This is a genomic window from Olivibacter jilunii, assembly GCF_900607235.1.
In the GTDB taxonomy this organism is placed as follows: Bacteria; Bacteroidota; Bacteroidia; order Sphingobacteriales; family Sphingobacteriaceae; genus Olivibacter; species Olivibacter oleidegradans.
In genome coordinates this window covers 497,285-514,819 of record NZ_LR027852.1, presented here as the reverse complement: position 1 = coordinate 514,819, position 17,535 = coordinate 497,285, and the positions used below count along the sequence as shown (strand labels likewise).

General features: G+C 40.7%; 18 protein-coding genes. 8 read left to right on the top strand and 10 right to left on the bottom strand.

Going from position 1 to position 17,535, the window contains the following annotated elements; genetic code table 11:
- Positions 1-158 precede the first annotated feature (158 nt).
- The 4 genes from E0E36_RS18265 to E0E36_RS18250 all read left to right on the top strand — a co-directional run bounded on the left by E0E36_RS18265 (position 159) and on the right by E0E36_RS18250 (position 2,605).
- A complete protein-coding gene (locus tag E0E36_RS18265) occupies positions 159-647 on the top strand; it encodes a hypothetical protein (protein WP_130857214.1) in 489 nt (162 codons plus the stop codon).
- A 392-nt stretch (positions 648-1,039) separates the two neighbouring features.
- Positions 1,040-1,534: a hypothetical protein gene (locus E0E36_RS18260; RefSeq protein ID WP_130857213.1), complete on the top strand. Its 495-nt coding sequence runs from the start codon at positions 1,040-1,042 to the stop codon at positions 1,532-1,534.
- A 17-nt stretch (positions 1,535-1,551) separates the two neighbouring features.
- Positions 1,552-2,034, top strand: coding sequence for a DUF551 domain-containing protein (locus E0E36_RS18255; RefSeq protein ID WP_130857212.1), 483 nt, complete (start codon positions 1,552-1,554; stop codon positions 2,032-2,034).
- A 154-nt stretch (positions 2,035-2,188) separates the two neighbouring features.
- On the top strand, positions 2,189-2,605 hold the full coding sequence (locus tag E0E36_RS18250) for a putative signal transducing protein (protein ID WP_130857211.1): 417 nt from the start codon (positions 2,189-2,191) through the stop codon (positions 2,603-2,605).
- A gap of 2 nt (positions 2,606-2,607) precedes the next feature.
- Here the strand turns inward: E0E36_RS18250 and E0E36_RS18245 are convergent, their stop codons facing one another.
- Positions 2,608-3,147, bottom strand: a complete 540-nt coding sequence (locus tag E0E36_RS18245) for an SRPBCC family protein (RefSeq protein ID WP_130857210.1) — start codon at positions 3,145-3,147, stop codon at positions 2,608-2,610.
- A 229-nt stretch (positions 3,148-3,376) separates the two neighbouring features.
- Between E0E36_RS18245 and E0E36_RS18240 the strand changes: the two genes are divergently transcribed.
- Positions 3,377-4,498 (top strand): glycoside hydrolase family 88/105 protein, encoded by a 1,122-nt coding sequence (locus E0E36_RS18240; protein WP_130857209.1) that lies wholly within the window; start codon positions 3,377-3,379, stop codon positions 4,496-4,498.
- A gap of 67 nt (positions 4,499-4,565) precedes the next feature.
- Here the strand turns inward: E0E36_RS18240 and E0E36_RS18235 are convergent, their stop codons facing one another.
- From E0E36_RS18235 to E0E36_RS18225, 3 genes are all read right to left on the bottom strand, one after another.
- Positions 4,566-6,032, bottom strand: coding sequence for a RagB/SusD family nutrient uptake outer membrane protein (locus E0E36_RS18235; protein ID WP_130857208.1), 1,467 nt, complete (start codon positions 6,030-6,032; stop codon positions 4,566-4,568).
- 12 nt (positions 6,033-6,044) lie between these two features.
- On the bottom strand, positions 6,045-9,185 hold the full coding sequence (locus E0E36_RS18230) for a SusC/RagA family TonB-linked outer membrane protein (protein ID WP_130857207.1): 3,141 nt from the start codon (positions 9,183-9,185) through the stop codon (positions 6,045-6,047).
- Positions 9,186-9,340: 155 nt separating this feature from the next.
- Positions 9,341-10,219 (bottom strand): AraC family transcriptional regulator, encoded by an 879-nt coding sequence (locus E0E36_RS18225; protein ID WP_130857206.1) that lies wholly within the window; start codon positions 10,217-10,219, stop codon positions 9,341-9,343.
- 217 nt (positions 10,220-10,436) lie between these two features.
- Here E0E36_RS18225 and E0E36_RS18220 point away from each other — a divergent pair, with 217 nt between their 5' ends.
- Positions 10,437-11,252, top strand: coding sequence for a universal stress protein (locus tag E0E36_RS18220; protein ID WP_130857205.1), 816 nt, complete (start codon positions 10,437-10,439; stop codon positions 11,250-11,252).
- A gap of 11 nt (positions 11,253-11,263) precedes the next feature.
- Positions 11,264-12,049: an SDR family oxidoreductase gene (locus tag E0E36_RS18215; RefSeq protein WP_130857204.1), complete on the top strand. Its 786-nt coding sequence runs from the start codon at positions 11,264-11,266 to the stop codon at positions 12,047-12,049.
- Between the two features lie 104 nt (positions 12,050-12,153).
- On the opposite strand, the gene E0E36_RS18210 is transcribed toward E0E36_RS18215, so the two are convergent.
- From E0E36_RS18210 to E0E36_RS18195, 4 genes are all read right to left on the bottom strand, one after another.
- Positions 12,154-13,686, bottom strand: coding sequence for a SulP family inorganic anion transporter (locus E0E36_RS18210; RefSeq protein WP_130857203.1), 1,533 nt, complete (start codon positions 13,684-13,686; stop codon positions 12,154-12,156).
- 187 nt (positions 13,687-13,873) lie between these two features.
- Entirely contained in the window at positions 13,874-14,269 is a 396-nt protein-coding gene (locus E0E36_RS18205; RefSeq protein WP_130857202.1) for a DUF3037 domain-containing protein, read from the bottom strand.
- Positions 14,235-15,026: a HipA family kinase gene (locus E0E36_RS18200; protein ID WP_013665969.1), complete on the bottom strand. Its 792-nt coding sequence runs from the start codon at positions 15,024-15,026 to the stop codon at positions 14,235-14,237. Before E0E36_RS18200 ends, E0E36_RS18205 begins: the two co-directional genes overlap by 35 nt.
- On the bottom strand, positions 15,023-16,111 hold the full coding sequence (locus E0E36_RS18195; RefSeq protein ID WP_130857201.1) for a glycoside hydrolase family 18 protein: 1,089 nt from the start codon (positions 16,109-16,111) through the stop codon (positions 15,023-15,025). The genes E0E36_RS18200 and E0E36_RS18195 overlap by 4 nt, the downstream gene beginning before the upstream one ends.
- A 300-nt stretch (positions 16,112-16,411) precedes the next feature.
- On the opposite strand from E0E36_RS18195, the gene E0E36_RS18190 reads away from it, so the two are divergent.
- A complete protein-coding gene (locus tag E0E36_RS18190; RefSeq protein WP_013665967.1) occupies positions 16,412-16,723 on the top strand; it encodes a GNAT family N-acetyltransferase in 312 nt (103 codons plus the stop codon).
- A gap of 7 nt (positions 16,724-16,730) precedes the next feature.
- Here the strand turns inward: E0E36_RS18190 and E0E36_RS18185 are convergent, their stop codons facing one another.
- Positions 16,731-17,000, bottom strand: a complete 270-nt coding sequence (locus E0E36_RS18185; protein ID WP_130857200.1) for a hypothetical protein — start codon at positions 16,998-17,000, stop codon at positions 16,731-16,733.
- Positions 17,001-17,010: 10 nt separating this feature from the next.
- Positions 17,011-17,529, bottom strand: a complete 519-nt coding sequence (locus E0E36_RS18180) for a QcrA and Rieske domain-containing protein (RefSeq protein ID WP_130857199.1) — start codon at positions 17,527-17,529, stop codon at positions 17,011-17,013.
- Positions 17,530-17,535: the final 6 nt, after the last annotated feature.

Here is a 17,535-nt window from a genome sequence, read left to right as displayed (position 1 = left end):
GTTGGTGCGAACACATTCTTTCTCGAATTACATCTTTTAGTTACAAGATGGCTGAAGTTTAGATTACATCCTTTTTATTATCGAGATTTGCTACACTTAAAATACGGTGTAAATAAATCAACGGAAAGTCTAAATCAACATAGTTAATAACTATACTCATGAAATATCAGGAGGTTGCCGAAGCCTTGTATAGCAAAAATCGTAACGAGATTCGACACATTATAAACCATTCACTGGAAGCCAAGCATTTCGAACAAAAAATAAGTTCCATGGTAATCCATACCGGCTTCATTTTCACTTCCAAAAATGATATACAGTCTGTCTTATTGTATGACCTTAGTACAGAACAGGTGATACGACAATCGAACAATGAGCACTTGCCGCAATTAAATGGTTTATTGGTGATCAAGGTAAACACCGGTAATTTCAATATACCGATCCCCTTGTTTTTTTCACACATCAAAAATAACAATGAAGTTTACCGATACCATCATGTTGAGATCAATCGCAAATTGGAAGCTGATTGTATTACTATATATGACAAAGACACAATAATCGCTATCCGTTCGATAACCCTTTTAGATGGTCATTTAGGTACCCTTAAAGAGTATCCTTTGCGAGAAACCTTACGGTTGCATAGCCGTTAGCTACACATCACCATGTTCCGAATTGCCACGCAATTCGAGCAATACCGGCAAACGTACCTTTTCTCGTTGAAAGACTCCATTCAATGTAGGGGTAAAGTGACGCAAGGGTAAATGGGAGCTTGCTGAAACCAGTCAGTGAAAAGGAAAAGAGCGCTTCACATTTTTATAAAAATTTGCAAAAAAATTAGATTTTCAATTAACAACTTTGTGTATCTTTATCGCAATTAATTGCACTTTTTTCATGCTTCAAGAGATATTTACACAGTTCCGCCCGAAGGCATTTCAAAAACCGTTTTATAATAAACGATTGTAGTCGACTCTCCGATTTTTACTGTTCTCTTCAGAACAAGCGATTTATTCTTGGCCTACAACCTATTAATATGCAATTTGAAATGCATAAAGCAATATCATATAAAACATTCTATACTTTAGTACTTATTATCATTCTTATCACCTCTTGTAGAAAGAAGGATAATACGGTGCAACAGAAAATACTTGGTTCTTGGAGAAGTACCAATACGATTACCCAGTTGTATGAAGATGGAGATATGAAAGAATCATATATACATGCCTCCGACGAATATAATGGTAGCATGATGGAATTCCATGCCGATGGAAGTTTTAAGTCGTCCGGCAAATATGCAACAACAGACGCTGATTCTATCACCGTGGTAAGACTTGAAGATCAAAAAGGCCAGTATCAGATAGTAGACAACAAACTTATAACGAAAATAGAAAATATTGACAAAGAAGCGGAAATGACCTTGGAATTTAAGGGAAATGATGTCTTAACCATCATTTCCGGCCCCTTAGCATTACCGGATTTAGATGAATTTAGTCACAACAAATATTTCACTTCAATCGTTACCTATGTAAGAAATAATTAGCATATTTATATCACATTGTGAATGAAAATCTTACTTATATCGTTGTAAAGAAAACGGAGGGGACCTATCTCCGTCGGGCCGATCTCGTTGATCAACATCACCTATATATCGGTAACTTAACGCTAGATGAGGGTGATATAGTGGCTTCAGATCAGGTTATAAAAGTCCTTCAAGCGGAATTAAATACTGAATGGGTAAATGTCGACGCATTCAACCCCTTCCTCCCCCCTTCTTTACCGTATAGAACCCGGTACATTTTTCTTGACAAACGAGATGCAGCATCTAAAGAAATAGCAAAGCCATGGATATCCCTTAGCAAACAGATTCCCGACGAAATGCAGGAATGTCTATTCACCAAATTCGAAAACACGGAACGCACGTCCGTGTCCTCCCCCATCTTACACGGGGTACATGTTAAGAACGGCCTATTTCGTCCATTGCATGCTAAAGCCACCCATCTTTTTAAGCCCACTCATTGGATGCCAATTCCTGGATTTTAGGGCTTTCATAAACGTCATGCTATTCGTCGTATTCCTTTACAGAATTCTATAAAGGCGGTGAGCTTCCACTTCAGTTAAATGCATCACCCACAATAAATTGCTCAAACAACATAACAAATTCCTAAAATCAATTCGCTTTTTCGTATCTTTAAAGATGGATTTTGTAACAGTGAAAGTTTTCGACAATCCTGTAGAAGCTCATTTACTCAAAACAAAGCTTGAAAGTGAGGGCATTCCTTGTTTCCTTCAGGATGAGCATATTGTTTCGCTCAACCCCTTATATAACTATGCTGTTGGAGGAATAAAGCTCGTTATCCATGCTTCCGACGCAGAGGCAGCTTCTTCAATTATCAAGGAAATTGACAACAGGCCTTTATTAACCGAAAACAACAGGCAGCTTGTTTGCCCACAGTGTGGCTCAGTTGAATTATACGCCAATTATAAATCCATGAAGGGAGCCAAAGGGTTTCTGTCCGCCATATTATCTTTCCTAATGGGCGTCTTTCCAATATACTACAGAAATGTTTATAAGTGCAAGGCTTGCGAAAACGAATTTAAAGCAGACATGTAAAACTACTGCTCAAGTACCTGTTTTAAGTTGCTTAGTCCTGTTTCCAAATCATTCCCAATTATTGTTTCCATATCCATGAACAGACACATAAGATTCATTGGATAGGGCATCTTTCCTTTCATACCCCACTTGACTTTCGTTTGTCCATCGCTTACCTGTTCCGTAGTCATATAAACAGGTGAAGTTGATTCGAATGGTTCTTTAAACCGCACTTCAAAATCAATTCGTTCACCTTTTACTATGTTTTTGATTTCCTGCTCCCCCCTACCGACATTGTCTTGTTCGCTTTCCCAACTATAGATAAACCCAGGTGTACCGTCTGTTCCGTGATAACTTTTCTTCATCCCCGGATCCAGTTGATTCCATTTACTATAATTGTCCTGATTTTTCAAATACTTTATATATTCGAAAACTTCTTGTTTCGGTTTGTTAATGACTACTTCCCTTTCTACTGAATATTCCTTTTTAACAAACAAAGCTGTAATGAGTGCAATACCTATGAGCACCAGTACAATAAGTAATAAACCCTTGATAACTTTCATAACGATATTTATAATTGGTAAATAATATCTTTGAAATTCTGATTAAAAATACAACAATTATGTTACAATAAAACATAAAACCACGTGCTTTTTGCTGCGCCAAAATAGTTGATAGCTTGGCCAATTTTGTATACAAATCATCAGCTTAAATTTACTTTCTTGCAGTTATCATCCAAAATGAGAGGGGCTTTATAGTCCATTCAAAAGATGTTAACCAAAAACAATCCATATGAAGAAAATAACTGCACTAATTCTTGTAACTACGACCTATTTAAACGTCGCTTATGCCCAGACAGATTTAGACCAATGGCCTTTGAAGAAATCACCGGAAGAAATAGGTCGCAAGATTGCTTGGCATTTTATCGAGACACCTCATCCAAACTTTGGAAAAGATACGCCCCCAAAAGTAATTACCTACCCGGAAAGCTGTACTTGGTACGGGGCATTAATGTTTGCAGGGGAAAGCGGTGATGAGAAACTGATAAAAGCCTTAGCAGAAAGGTTCGAACCGCTTTTCTCTTCTAAAACGTCTATGATTCCTGTTCCTGATCATGTAGACTATGCGGTATTCGGCTCCGTTCCGTTAGAGCTTTATCGTCTTACAGACCAACAACGTTATTACGATTTAGGTATCCGGATTGCCGATAAGCAATGGGGGCCCCCTGAAGGACCGAGGGTTACACCGGAATCGCATAAATTTTATGAGATGGGATTAACCTGGCAAACCCGGCTGTGGATTGATGATATGTACATGATTACAGCCCTCCAGGCACAGGCTTACCGCGTTACAGCAAACGAAACGTACATTAATCGAGCGGCGAAAGAAATGGTTTTTTATTTAGATGAGCTTCAAAAACCGAACGGACTCTTCTATCACGCTCCTGACGTGCCCTTTTTTTGGGGTCGGGGAAATGGTTGGATGGCCGCAGGGATGGCTGAACTGCTACGCTCCTTACCGAAAAAGAACCCTTACTATAAGAGAATCATGGAAGGTTATCAATTGATGATGAGTTCTTTACTAAAACATCAAAGTGAAGAAGGTACCTGGCGACAATTAATTAACGATGACGCATCCTGGCCGGAAACTTCTTCAACAGGTATGTTTGCTTATGCGATGATAACGGGTGTAAAAAACGGCTGGTTGGATAAAACCATCTATGGCCCTGCGGCGCGTAAAGCATGGTTAGCACTTATCAGTTACATCGATGACAACGATGACATTCAGAACGTTTGCGAAGGTACAAACAAGAAAAATAATCGTCAATACTACTTAGATAGAAAGCGAATTACAGGAGATATGCACGGACAAGCACCTATATTATGGTGTGCAGCTGCTTTTTTGAGGGATTAGCTGCTAATAGTGTAATGGCGTACCGATTTCATGGTAAGCCATTACACTCCATTCGTATAAAGATAAATTAATAACCTTCGTTTTGTTGCCAAACGCCGTTCATTCTATCCATTTCCGCAAGCGGAATTGGAAAGAGGTAAGCCTTAAAACGACGCTTATTTCCCTGTTTATCGTAGGTAATCTGCGGAATTACTTCATGCGCTATTCCCCATCTAATTAAATCGTTGTATCGCAAGCCTTCGAAAGCCAGTTCTACCCTTCTCTCATTTCTGATAACTGCTTGCGTTAACATTGTTTGAGGCGCCATGTTAACACCGGGTCTAGTCCTAACATCATTTAACGCTTTTAATGCTCGTGGGTCAGTACCTTGTCCACTTTCAAACATAGCTTCTGCATACATCAGCAAGAGGTCGGCATAGCGAATTTTAACAAAATGCTGATCACTCAAGGTTGCTCCGGAAGCATTATTTACAGCGGTATCCACATATTTTTTAAAAGCCATACTATTAAATGGAATCTGCCCTTCAGCCGTACTTCCCGCTTGCATAAATCCTTTTGGATTATACGCCCAAGGGTCCCCTTCCTCAAAGATGGTCATTTTTCTTCGCGGATCATTGGATTCATAAGCGTCTTTCAAATCTGTTGTAGGAAATACAGACATCCGTCCGCCAATTACCTGATCCATGGAATGATAATCGGTAGGTGCCGCAAATAAAACCGAAAACATGATCTCTTTATTATTATTTTGTTCACCAAAGAAAATCCCGGCATAGTTTGGATGCAAACTAAACGGGTTGCTTGCATCGCCTATTAAGCTCCAAGCGGTCTCCGCTGCTTCCCGATATCTTTTGTTATTGAGTAAAACACGCGTCTTCAATCCAATTGCAGAACCTTTAACGGCCCGGCCGTCACTATAGGCCATCTGAGGCAGATTAGCAATTGCAAAATCCAGATCCTGCAATATTTGCGCTACTACCGTTGCCTTCGTCGTACGTGGCCGGCGTTGAAAATCTCCATCTAATGCCTCCGGTTTTAGATTTAGCGGCACGTCTCCGAACAGTTGAACAAGATCATTGTAATAGTAGGCCCTTAAAAACGATGCCTCGCCTTTCATGCGCTTATTTTCAGCCTCGGACAAAGCGCTTACTCTGTCTACATTCGCCAAAAAGTAATTACAGTTCGCAATTCCCTGAAAAGCAAACTGCCACGTCTTGGTTACTACACCTGCTGTTGTGCTGGGATCAAAGTCGCCCCGCATAATAACGTCAAAACCTTCCCATCCGGACGTATTCAGCGCATTATCTGAAAGGGCTTCCCAGTATAAACTATTTCCGCTCTGATTCGGGCCACCGGAATACAGCGGTTCCTTAAGCTTTGCATAACAGGCGATCAATGCTTTTTGTGCTTCTATCGCCGTATTCCAATAATTAGTAGTACTTGGGTTGGTGAGTGGATCTTTGTCTAATACACTGGAGCACGATATCAGTATATTCGTGAGTACCAATAACCCATATATTGTTTTGTTAGCTTTCATCTTCGATATTTTTTATAAAATAGCCTTAATTCCCATGGTATAAATCTTTGCCTGCGGGTAAATAGCCATCCGCGAATTGGCCGCCAACCGTTCGGGATCGCCTCCATCAAAAAATTTCGTAAACGTAAACAGATTATCCCCCGAAAGATAGATGCGTAGCCGTTGGAAACCAATTTTGTTTACCAACTGGTTGGGCAAGGTGTATCCTACCTGTATATTCTTTATTCTTAAGTAAGACGCGTCTTGCAACCACCAGGTAGAAACTTGCGTATTGGGTGCGTAATTTTCATTAAATATATGAGGGATCGTGTTTGATGTTCCCGGTCCATCCCAAGCATTCAACCAAAATTTTGGTGGCGGACTGGACTGCCTAAAAGGGGCGATTCCCCATTCCCTCACATAGATTTTTCGTCCTTCCACCCCCTGTACGAAAAAACTAAAGTCGAAATTCTTATAATCGGCGCTAAAAGTAAGACCATAATTAAAGTCAGGAAAAGCTCCATCTACTACTGTGCGGTCGTTGGCATCAATTTTACCGTCGGGTACGCCACCCGGACCACTGATATCCTTGTAACGCATATCGCCTGGTTTGGTCAAGGCGCTGATAGGGGTTGGGCCATTCGCTATTTCTTCCTGTGTCTGATAGATACCGTCAAAAACATACATAAAGTAAGAATTATACGGCAATCCCTCTTGTCGTATTAATCCACTTCCATTATCTATTTCACGTGCACCAAATTTTACCAATTCATTTTTATACGTTTCGAAGTTTGCCTGAATTTTGTAATTAAGTGCATTTAGCCTGTTCTGATATCCCAGTAAGACTTCCAAACCGCTGTTCTTCATTTCACCGCGATTTACCGTTGGCCCATTCAATCCTATAAAATCTGGAACTTGTAGCGTACGTAGTATATCCGTCGTACGTTTGGTATACCAGTCTACTGAACCAAATACACTTGATTTAAATAAGTCAAAATCCAGCCCAATATTCGTTGCCGTCGTGGTCTCCCATTTTAGATTCGTATTGTTAAGATCCTCCAAGCTCATCCCCTGCTGTAGTGCGCCACCTATATTATATTCAACTGGGCTTAGAATTGCCTGATAGGGATAATTTCCGATATTTTGATTGCCGAGTTGTCCCCATGAAAAACGTATCTTTAGATTATTGACCCATTCGGAACCCTTTAAAAAGCTTTCCTCTGACAACCGCCACCCGATTGATGCAGACGGAAAAAATCCCCATCTTCGTCCAGTCGGTAACCTAGAGGTACCGTCGTATCTGAAATTTGCTTCAAAGAGGTATCGCTCTTTATAATTGTAATTCAATCGACCATACAGCGACTTGATAGCCCACTCATAAGCCTGCCCTTCTGCGATCTGTCCAGCCGACGAATAGGCATCCAGCTCCGTCAAATTATCAGTAGGCGCGTTTCTTCTAAATCCCTGTAAACGATCATATTTAAAGGTTTCTTGATTATAGCCGAGCAATGCACTTATATTATGAACGTTATCAAAGCTTTTGGTATAATTAAAATTCAAGTAGTAAGTTAGCTGCAATTCTCTTTCGCCCCGAACGGTTAAGTTGTTCTCCCCTACTGTGCCGTTATATTGGGTGTTATAAATGTACTCCCCATTTTCATCGGGTTGATATAAATAGGCGGGTATTCCAACAACATGCACTTTTGATTGTCCATCTTGATACCTCACGGCTCCCTTTAACTCCCCCTTTAGCCCAGGGAGGATATCCACATTAATATAAGAGGAGGCTAAAGCATAATAATTGTCAGTGGTCTTTCCACCGTTTTCTGCAATAGCAATCGGATTTTTATTACCCGATTCAAAGATATAAGCCTTCGAGGCATAGCGCCCACTCCCATCCGGCAATTTAGGCTTAAAGGTCGGGTTTGCTGCCAATGCGCTCAAAATTTGGTCTTCCGTGGTATTACCATCAAAATTACCATTGAGTGCAGTTTCATATCGACCGCCTTTGGAAAGCGAAATATTGGTACCAAAGGTAACTCGACCACCCAAATTTGTTTTAAAGTTCAGTTGTGCATCATATCGCTTATAACCCGTTGCTATCAACATTCCTTCCTGACTGAGATAGCCCAATCCAAAATTATAGGTTGTCCCATCCTGTCCTCCATTGACACTTAAAAAATGTTGTTGCATGGGTGCTGTTCTGAAAACCGCATCCATCCAATCATAATTGGGATATCGGTCCGGATCGATTGACGAACCTTGTCGATAGGCCTCTATCTGCTCGTCCGAATAGAGCTGATTGCTACTTGTACCTGTATGATTAATGGCCTTGTTTAACAATTCCATAAATTGAACTGAATTCGTAACGCGATCATACATGGAAGTTGCTTTTTGTCGACTGTAGTTATAACTATAATCGATATTTAACCTGCCTGCCCTGCCACTTTTAGTGGTTACCAGTATAACTCCATTGGCCGCTCTTGATCCGTAAATGGAAGCGGACGCAGCATCTTTTAGAACCGATATATTTTCGATTACATTGGGATTTAAATTATTGAGGTTCCCTTCTACGCCATCGATAAGAATCAGCGGATTATTACCAGCCCCACTAAACGTGCCCATTCCACGAATCTGAATATTAGCGTTCTCTGCGCCTGGTTGTCCGGAATTCTGTGTTATCTGCACTCCCGGTGCCCTACCTTGAAGTAATGAGGTGGTATTGGGTGCCTGCCGGGTTGTCAGTTCTTCCGATGAGATTGCTGCTACCGCGCCGGTTAAATTAACCTTTTTTTGTGTCCCATATCCTACGACGACAACTTCATCCAATGCAGCTGCATCCGGTACCAATGTAATCTCAAACAAGGTCTCATTGTGAACCGGGATTTCTTGCGTTACATAACCCAAATAAGACACCATTAAAGTTTGATTGGCGGCTGCTTTAATGGTAAACATACCGTTTGCATCTGTAACAACGCCTCTCTTTGTGCCGACTATTTTAATACTCACACCCCCTAGTGGTCCATCACTATCCGATACCCTCCCTTTTCGCACACTCTCCTCCTGTCTATCCGTTTTTTTGGCAACCGTACTTTCTCGTGCCAATACATTGGCACTTAGCAAGGCACCAATGATCATTACTAAACAAGTTGTTTTTAGATAAAAGATTCTCATTTTTCGTCCTTAGGTTTTTTAATCAAAACATTACACACGATTATATCCTGGCTTACATTGGTTAGGATAAAATTGGCTTTGCAAGAAAGGAAGAAAATAGCACCTTTTTGTGAACGAAATTGGCTTAATATTAAGCCTCATTTACATGGCACGCATCAACTAGTCTGCATTGAAATAAATGTACGCTTATAGGTTAAGGGACTTTTCCCTGTTACTTTACGGAAGCATTTAAAGAAACTTGTAAAATTATTAAACCCGCTGTCGTCACAGACTTGCTTTATATCTAACTTGTCTTCTATTAATAGTTTACAGGCATGGCCGATTCTTATTTCAGTCAAAAATTGAGAATATGTTTTTCTTGTTTGTGTTTTAAAGTACCTGCAAAAAGAATGTGGGCTTATCTTAGCCACTTCAGCAATTTCATCCAATTGAATTTTATCTTTAAAATTAGCGCAAGAATAGTCGTATATTTTCTTTATTCTGTCGTTCTTAAACTCTTCGTAGGCAATACCATTGAAACCAATGGATGAAAGCGGTTCGAGTTTGCAGTATTTTGCGATTTGAACCAAGATCTGCATCAGGATAATGATCCTTTCTGATCCATCGGCACCCAACATCTCTTCCAGTAGTTCGGCAACATAGTCTTTATGTTTACCGAGAATCGTCACCCCTCGTCCTGCTTTTTCCATAATGGATTTTAGCATCTTATTTTCGGGAAGATCTAAAAATCCATTCCCCCAAATTTCCTTTTCAAAATGAGCAACCCGCACATCTATACCTTCTACAGCTATCTTACTTTCGAAAGCATTATCGAATTTTACATAGTGCGGCAACCCGGATCCGACAAGCACCATATCGCCCGACTTAAACCGCTGGATACTGTCGCCAATGAAGCTCGTCCCCTCGCCCCTGCAGAAATGTAGCAGCTCTAACTCCGAATGATAATGCCATTTGGTATTACGAGGCTCCATATCGCGTCTTACGCTAAATGACTGAGCAGGGCCCTTCATGAGCTTAAGAAGTTGTGGTTTCATGTTTTTTTTAATTGGTCAGGAATAAAGTTCAGCAGAAAGGATAGATCAAAACGGGTAATAACCGGTTATTTTAAGGGTAAAAATTGACTTTTGATCACAAGAAATCTATTAGATGTTAGAACATTGTTATGGCTAAGTAATATTATACACAATACCATCCAGATTCTTATCATCAACCGGTTTAAACTGTAAATTTAGCATTCAAACAATGTAATATATGAGAACAATTATTGTTGCTACTGACTTTTCAGACATAGCAGAAAATGCTGTTGAATATGCGGCTACGGGGGCAAGTATCATAGATGCCAAGATTGTATTATTCAATGCTTTCAAATTACCGTTGCATGCTTCGAATACCATCCTTTCTGTGGAAAATGTGCAAAGTATGATCGATAAAAACAAGCTTAAGTTAGAAACGAGGGCTAACGATTTAATCAAACGATACGATATTGAAGTAGCGGTCGACTCCAGCTTATTGAATGTTGAGGACGAGGTAGAACGCCTAATGAAGCAATATGATGCCGAAATGGTTATCATGGGCATGGCCAAACGGTCGCTTGAGCAGGATCTGTTAGGAAATACGACAACTAATGTTATTCAAAAGCTTAAATTTCCTGTGCTGGCAGTACCTGAGGGTGTGACCTTTAAACCGGTAAAACGAATTTTATATGCTTGCGATGTTGTTCGTGGCATACATAAAACAATATTGGAACGTATCAAGGATATCGCTCGGTCTTGGAATGCGGAAATAGAAGTATTTAATGTACAGGAGAAAATAGAGGAACTACAAGAAGATCCGTCTTTCACAAAGGACCCCTTAAAAGATGAAATGACCGGGATTCAATACTTTTATAAAAACGTCGCTTCCAATACGATCATTAAAGAAATAAGAAATGAGGTCGTAAATTATCAGCCCGACTTATTAATTATGGTACCCAATCGGTATGGTTTTTGGTCATCGATTGTACATAGGAGTAAAACAAGGATGATGGCAGCCGGATTGGATGTTCCCCTGCTATCAATCCCAATTTAGCTAATGATATTATGGATATTTCGTTGAAAGGTAAAACTGCTTTAATTTGTGGCAGTAGTGACGGTATAGGCCTATCTACAGCGCAGGTTCTGGCCCGCTTGGGAGCCAGCTGCATTCTCTTTGCAAGAAATGAAGTCAAATTAAAGACCGCATTAACGAGTCTTCAAATCGAGCCCGGTCAACAACATCGCTATGCCGTGGCTGACTTCAACAAATTGGAAGAAGTGGAAATTGCCGTCGACCGTCTCACAGAAGAAGTTAACATAAATATCCTAGTTAATAATAGTGGCGGGCCACCCCCCGGCCCACTTCTGAAGGCGTCTTCAATGAACTTTCGCGATGCATTCAACAGGCATGTCCTCTGTAACCAGCTCATAACACAAGCTGTGGTTCCAGGCATGAAGCGCACAGAATATGGGCGTATTATCAATATTATTTCCACTTCAGTTAAAGCACCGCTTGCTAATTTAGGTGTTTCCAATACCATTCGCGCAGCCGTTGCTTCTTGGGCAAAAACTTTGTCGAATGAATTGGGTATGTTTAATATCACGGTAAACAACGTGCTGCCGGGAGCCACTAGAACCGCGAGATTATCAAGTCTTATAAAAGAAAGTGCGAAGGTAGAACAAAAGACTGCCTTAGAGGTAGAAGAAGAGATGCTAAAAAATATTCCGATGAAGAGGTTTGGTGTGGCCGAAGAGGTTGCCCACGCGATTGCTTTCCTTGCTTCTCCGGCAGCCTCCTATATAACCGGAATTAATATACCCGTCGATGGAGGCCGAACACCTTCATTATAACACGAACTATCGGTTACAAAATAGCTAACGAACAGGCTGGCAAACCACCACCAGTGCTGTTCGCTTTTGGTTTCTTTATCGGCTCTTGTTTTACTTTCGTATAGCTAAAATTGATCAGAGGGCACGCGGTATGTAGGATCTTCCAGAATATTGACTTCAATTACATCGGCTGCGTTTTTTAAAAGCATTCTGCAATCTTCGCTCAAATGCTTAAGATGCAGCGTCTTTCCTGCCAGCTTATACTTTTCTGTCAATTTATTAAGCGCATTAATACCCGACATATCTGCTACGCGACTTTCCCGAAAATCAATGATCACTTCTTTAGGGTCGTTACTTATATCGAATTTCTCCATAAAGGCCATGGTAGAACCGAAGAATAAGGGACCATACAATTCATAGTGTTTCACCCCCTGCTCGTCTACATATTTTCTTGCCCGAATACGTTTAGCACTTTCCCAAGCAAATACCAACGCAGCTATAATAACGCCCACTAAAACCGCCAAAGCCAAATTGTGAAGTACCACGGTAATTATAGCCACTAATACGCCTATCAGGATATCCGATTTCGGCATTTTATTCACTATTCGCAGGCTTACCCATTCAAAGGTTCCGATGGCTACCATCATCATCACGCCCACAAGAGCAGCCATGGGTACACGTTCGATAACAGGGGCACCAAAAAGGACGACTACAAGAATAGTAAGTGATGCAATAATACCCGACAGGCGAGCTCGGGAACCCGCAGAAAGATTAACGAAGGTTTGGGCAATCATTGCACAGCCACCCATACCCGAGAAGAACCCATTCAGAACATTGGCAGTACCTTGTGCGACGCTTTCCTTATTCCCTTTCCCTCTGTTTCCGACAATTTCATCAACCACATTCAAAGTAAGCAAGGTCTCGATAAGTCCAACACCTGCCATCACCAACGAGTAGGGAAAGATTATTTTTAATGTCTCCAAATTTATGGGCACGGCAGGGATATGAAATGGAGGGAATCCGCCGCTGATAGAAGCGATATCCTTCACTGTTTTCGTATCTATCTGAAGACCTAACACCAACAGATATACGACGATAATCGCAACCAAGGATGCAGGAACAGCCTTTGTTAATTTAGGCAAGAGCCAAACAATGGCAATGGTAAGTAGCACCAATCCAAGCATAATATATAACTCGGTTCCACCGAGCCAAGCACTTTCTTCACCCGCACCTATTTTGAATTGCTCCAGCTGTGCCAAAAAAATGATAACGGCCAAGCCATTTACAAATCCATACATAACCGGTTGCGGCACCAGACGTATAAACTTCCCTAACCTAAAAACACCCACTAATAATTGCAGTACGCCTGCCAACGCGACCGCAGCAAAGACATATTCCATACCATGCGATTGCATCAGGGCGATTAATACAACCACGGTCGCACCGGCTCCTCCCGATACCATTCCGGGTCTCCCCCCAAAAATAGCAGTCACAAACCCCATAATAAAAGCCGCGTACAATCCCGTTAATGGCGAAAAACCAGCTAGAATAGCGAAAGAAAGCGACTCGGGAATCATCGTCATGGCAACGGTTAAACCTGCCAATATTTCATTTTTATAGTTAACCTTTTGGTTAAAATCGAATAAGCGTAAGAACATAAGGAAATTAAAAAGAAAAAATCACAAATTATATGAATTGAAGCTTATGCTTTCTTAAAAGAAAGCACCATATACCTTTAGAAGCCTAAAGAAGTGAATCAAGGTGGTGTAATAAGGCTGTTTGTGATTCTGATCATGATGACAAAGGTACATTTTTAGCAACTCTTATAAAAAGATGCAGTTGCATTTAAAGTACTAATTGCTCAAATAGCTGGCTCAACGTGGCTTCGGGATCTTCACATAAACCTAAGTGAACCTTTGAGGTTTGTAAAATGGTACTTCGAGTGGCTGTCAACCATCTGAATCGATCGGGTCGATCCAATCGACCGATCGTACCTCCGGCTTGCCCACCCATACATATTTCCTTAAAAGATTTTAGATGAGCAATAACCTCATCAACTTCCACCTGTTTATCCATCATGTACCACTTTTCAATTTCCACATGATACCGCATTTCCAAGAATTTATGTTTAGCACAATAGAGAACTACACCAATATTCAGAAACTCCTCGCGCTCTACGCGTGGCACCAAGCGTATCACCGCATACTCAAACACGTGCCGCTCTTGCTTCATTAGCTTCATTGATAAAAATTTCAGAATTTGCTATCCGTGCATTCAAAAAGTAAGCATAAGCTTGACGATGCTCTGCAGTTGATTGGAAATTCGGCTCATTTCCTAACCAGTCGTCTGGAATCAGCGATACGATTTCTTGTATAAAATCCTCATTCAACAATTCCTTCGCAAAACGATCAACATCATTTAACTGCGTCGCCTGTCTTAACAATACATGATCTTTAATCTGAACGAAAGGTTTTAGCGCTTGCTCCTTCCAGTTATGCCAACTATGATGGAAATATAAAGAAGCCCCCTGATCAATCAGCCATAGTTCTTTATGCCACATGAGCATATTCGTATTTTTAGCAGTCCGGTCAACATTCATCAACAAAGCATCCAGCCAAACAATTTTTGAAGCTAACAAGGGATCTACTGTATTAATCACCGGATCAAAGGTAATAGCACCGGACAAATAATGCACACCGAGGTTTAATCCTACACTAAATTTCAACAAATCCTGAATTTCTTCATCTGGTTCCAGGCGGCCAAAATCAGCTTCCAAATGGGCAAATACCAATTCCGGAACTTTCAAACCAAGTACGCGGGCTATTTCGCTTCCAATCAGTTCTGCTATTAAAGCTCTTGTCCCTTGACCGGCACCCCTAAATTTCAATACATATAAAAAATCGTCATCCGCTTCTACAATTGCAGGCATAGAGCCCCCCTCTCTTAAGGGCGTTACATAGCGAACCACATCGACATTTCTCAATTGCAGTTTCTTCATTGTTTTACGACCTGATCGATTGCATTTAACATGCCGTCGTTAAAGGTATCCAAAGTAAGCTCCCAAAACATGATTCCTCCCAATTTATTGTCCAAAGCGTATTTGGTTTTAGCTTTTACAGAAGTAAGGTTATCACCGGTGGCAAATAGCTTTTGTTTTTTATTATACCAATAAGGAGCCTGTGCTTTCTCATCCCAAAAATAGGCCCATCCATTCTGAGTAGTTAAATTCGTGGCGTACGATTTAAAATCATAACCACTCCTATGTTTTCCAGCTTGGTATAGTCCATTGTTTACATCATTAACATGCTCCCAAACACGCGTATAGAAAGCCGCTCCGATTACCAATTTATTAGCTGGAATACCTTTCTTCAATAAGAATTGTACGGCCCTATCGGTTGATTCTTCCTTGTCGTGCGTGCTAAAGATAGGTGTATGATGTCCTGTAACAGTTGCATAACCATTTACTAAATCGTAGCTCATAATATTCACCCGATCAACCAGTGGCATAATTTTTTCCCATTCTACCGACTCATCTAAGTATTTTTGAAAACCTCCTGCAGCAAAACTTAATTCGTTGGCGCTACCCAATACTTGCCGCAGTTCTTGAATCAAAGCGGTAAAATTTTGTTTGTCCTGTGCTTGATATAAATGGCCGGGATGCCCTTCAATGGTTGGATACTCCCAATCAAGATCAATACCGTCTGTATCAAAGTAGTCATTCACTTTCTTTACGGAACGAGCAAATTTCGTTCGCCCATTTGACGTGGAAAAAGCTTCCGAGCACGGTTCACAGCCGCCCCACCCCCCTAAAGACAACATTATTTTCAGTTTAGGGTGATTTTTCTTTAAAGAAACGAGATACTGAATCGTGGTAGAGTCCTTTGCATTATCCACATGCAATTCTCCGTCTTTAAGATGACAAAAGCTGAAAATAATATGACTTAGTTTGTTGATCTCAAACTGATCTATTTGTTTATCATTCCCCGTATAATAAGCGATAACCGAGAAATCTCTACGCTGTTGAGCAGATAAGTTGGTAAGTGATATAAGAGATACCAACGCAATGAGTAATCCTTTGTACATGCAAATGGTTTTAAGAGTCAATCAAACAAACTTAGGTAAAATGCGCCGCATTCCAAAACAATCGCTTTCTGCGGGACAGAACGTAGCATAGCTTACTACAGAATGTAAGCCAGTCGATTGTAATATTTATCGCCATAGAGCGAAAATAATTATAAAAACAATTGCCAAAATTGTAGATTTGTTTAGGAAGTTGAAAGGTGTGGTGTTAAGTGAAGCTAAGCCCATTTGTAGGCAAAACAAGGGCTGAAAGGAAAAAGGTTATTTTGCCAAAAATCAGTCCACGACGTAATACCCAAACGAATGAAAGAAGAATTCAGCCCCCTTAAACTGGCCAAAAACACAGCAAATAGTCGCTTTGAACTTCTTGTAGAAAATCAAACAGCTTTCATTGACTACAAGGAGCGTAATAAAAAAATCTACTTAATACATACTGAAGTGCCTTCAGCGTTGGAAGGAAAGGGCGTTTCTTCAGCGCTTATAGAAAAAACGCTCACTTACATAGAGCAATATGGTTATAAATTAGTGGCTCTATGCCCCGCAGTAGTTGCATTCATAAGAAGGCACCCGGAATGGAAACGTTTACTTGATCTGGAACAAAGCGACATCGTTTAACGGCTCCTTACGAATTATTATTTTTCTTTCTATCGGTCGGCTTCAACGGATCCGGTAAATAACGCAATAGCAGGAAAGATGCTATGGCCAGCAAAAGCGAACCAACGAAGGTGGTAATGGCAAAGTAGATATTATCTTGAAGCGCATTATTAAGCGCACCGAATAGAAACCAAATCTGTATGCTTACAAAAAGAACCAATAGTAAGATGATCCCTAGCATTAAGGTGTTCGTTTTATTAGGATGCGCCTCGTTCTGTGAAGTTCTAAAATCACTCATATTTATTAAATTAACTAGCATCTTGTTTCACATACACCTTTCCGTCTCGCACTAACACTTCTAACTGGGGAAGTGGCCTTGGTGGCGGCCCTTGCAGTACTTCTCCGGTATCACCACTGAAAAAGCCATGATGGCAGGGGCATTCGATCTTCTGTAAGTCGTCTCTATAACGCACTGCACAAGTAAGATGGGTGCATTTCTGCTCAAAAGCTCTCCACTCACCCTCTGCCAAGTGAATCAGTATATAGGGAACGACACGGCTCCCTTCAATTTCAAACTGAAACATTTTCCCCAATGGTACATCTTCTTCCCGGCAAACTAAATGCTCACCTTCCAGGGGTTTGGACGGAAAAAGCAAAGATCGTATAACAATGATGCCATTAGCCAAAGCAAGTGTGCCCGAAAATAAGGCTAAAAATTTCGCGAATTCCCGACGACTTACATGTGTCGCCTTTTTTTGTTGAATTGGAAAATCCCTTTTCCAATTGGGCATATTTCCGGAGTCATGAAGTGTGTTTTTTTGCGTCATAGTTAT

Coding starts and splice junctions, on each gene's coding strand:
- E0E36_RS18215 (WP_130857204.1), top strand. CDS start 11,264: ATGGATATTTCGTTGAAAGGTAAAACTGCTTTAATTTGTGGCAGTAGT.
- E0E36_RS18265 (WP_130857214.1), top strand. CDS start 159: ATGAAATATCAGGAGGTTGCCGAAGCCTTGTATAGCAAAAATCGTAAC.
- E0E36_RS18190 (WP_013665967.1), top strand. CDS start 16,412: ATGAAAGAAGAATTCAGCCCCCTTAAACTGGCCAAAAACACAGCAAAT.
- E0E36_RS18180 (WP_130857199.1), bottom strand. CDS start 17,529: ATGACGCAAAAAAACACACTTCATGACTCCGGAAATATGCCCAATTGG.
- E0E36_RS18210 (WP_130857203.1), bottom strand. CDS start 13,686: ATGTTCTTACGCTTATTCGATTTTAACCAAAAGGTTAACTATAAAAAT.
- E0E36_RS18220 (WP_130857205.1), top strand. CDS start 10,437: ATGAGAACAATTATTGTTGCTACTGACTTTTCAGACATAGCAGAAAAT.
- E0E36_RS18230 (WP_130857207.1), bottom strand. CDS start 9,185: ATGAGAATCTTTTATCTAAAAACAACTTGTTTAGTAATGATCATTGGT.
- E0E36_RS18185 (WP_130857200.1), bottom strand. CDS start 17,000: ATGAGTGATTTTAGAACTTCACAGAACGAGGCGCATCCTAATAAAACG.
- E0E36_RS18205 (WP_130857202.1), bottom strand. CDS start 14,269: ATGAAGCTAATGAAGCAAGAGCGGCACGTGTTTGAGTATGCGGTGATA.
- E0E36_RS18240 (WP_130857209.1), top strand. CDS start 3,377: ATGAAGAAAATAACTGCACTAATTCTTGTAACTACGACCTATTTAAAC.
- E0E36_RS18200 (WP_013665969.1), bottom strand. CDS start 15,026: ATGAAGAAACTGCAATTGAGAAATGTCGATGTGGTTCGCTATGTAACG.
- E0E36_RS18260 (WP_130857213.1), top strand. CDS start 1,040: ATGCATAAAGCAATATCATATAAAACATTCTATACTTTAGTACTTATT.
- E0E36_RS18245 (WP_130857210.1), bottom strand. CDS start 3,147: ATGAAAGTTATCAAGGGTTTATTACTTATTGTACTGGTGCTCATAGGT.
- E0E36_RS18250 (WP_130857211.1), top strand. CDS start 2,189: ATGGATTTTGTAACAGTGAAAGTTTTCGACAATCCTGTAGAAGCTCAT.
- E0E36_RS18235 (WP_130857208.1), bottom strand. CDS start 6,032: ATGAAAGCTAACAAAACAATATATGGGTTATTGGTACTCACGAATATA.
- E0E36_RS18225 (WP_130857206.1), bottom strand. CDS start 10,219: ATGAAACCACAACTTCTTAAGCTCATGAAGGGCCCTGCTCAGTCATTT.
- E0E36_RS18195 (WP_130857201.1), bottom strand. CDS start 16,111: ATGTACAAAGGATTACTCATTGCGTTGGTATCTCTTATATCACTTACC.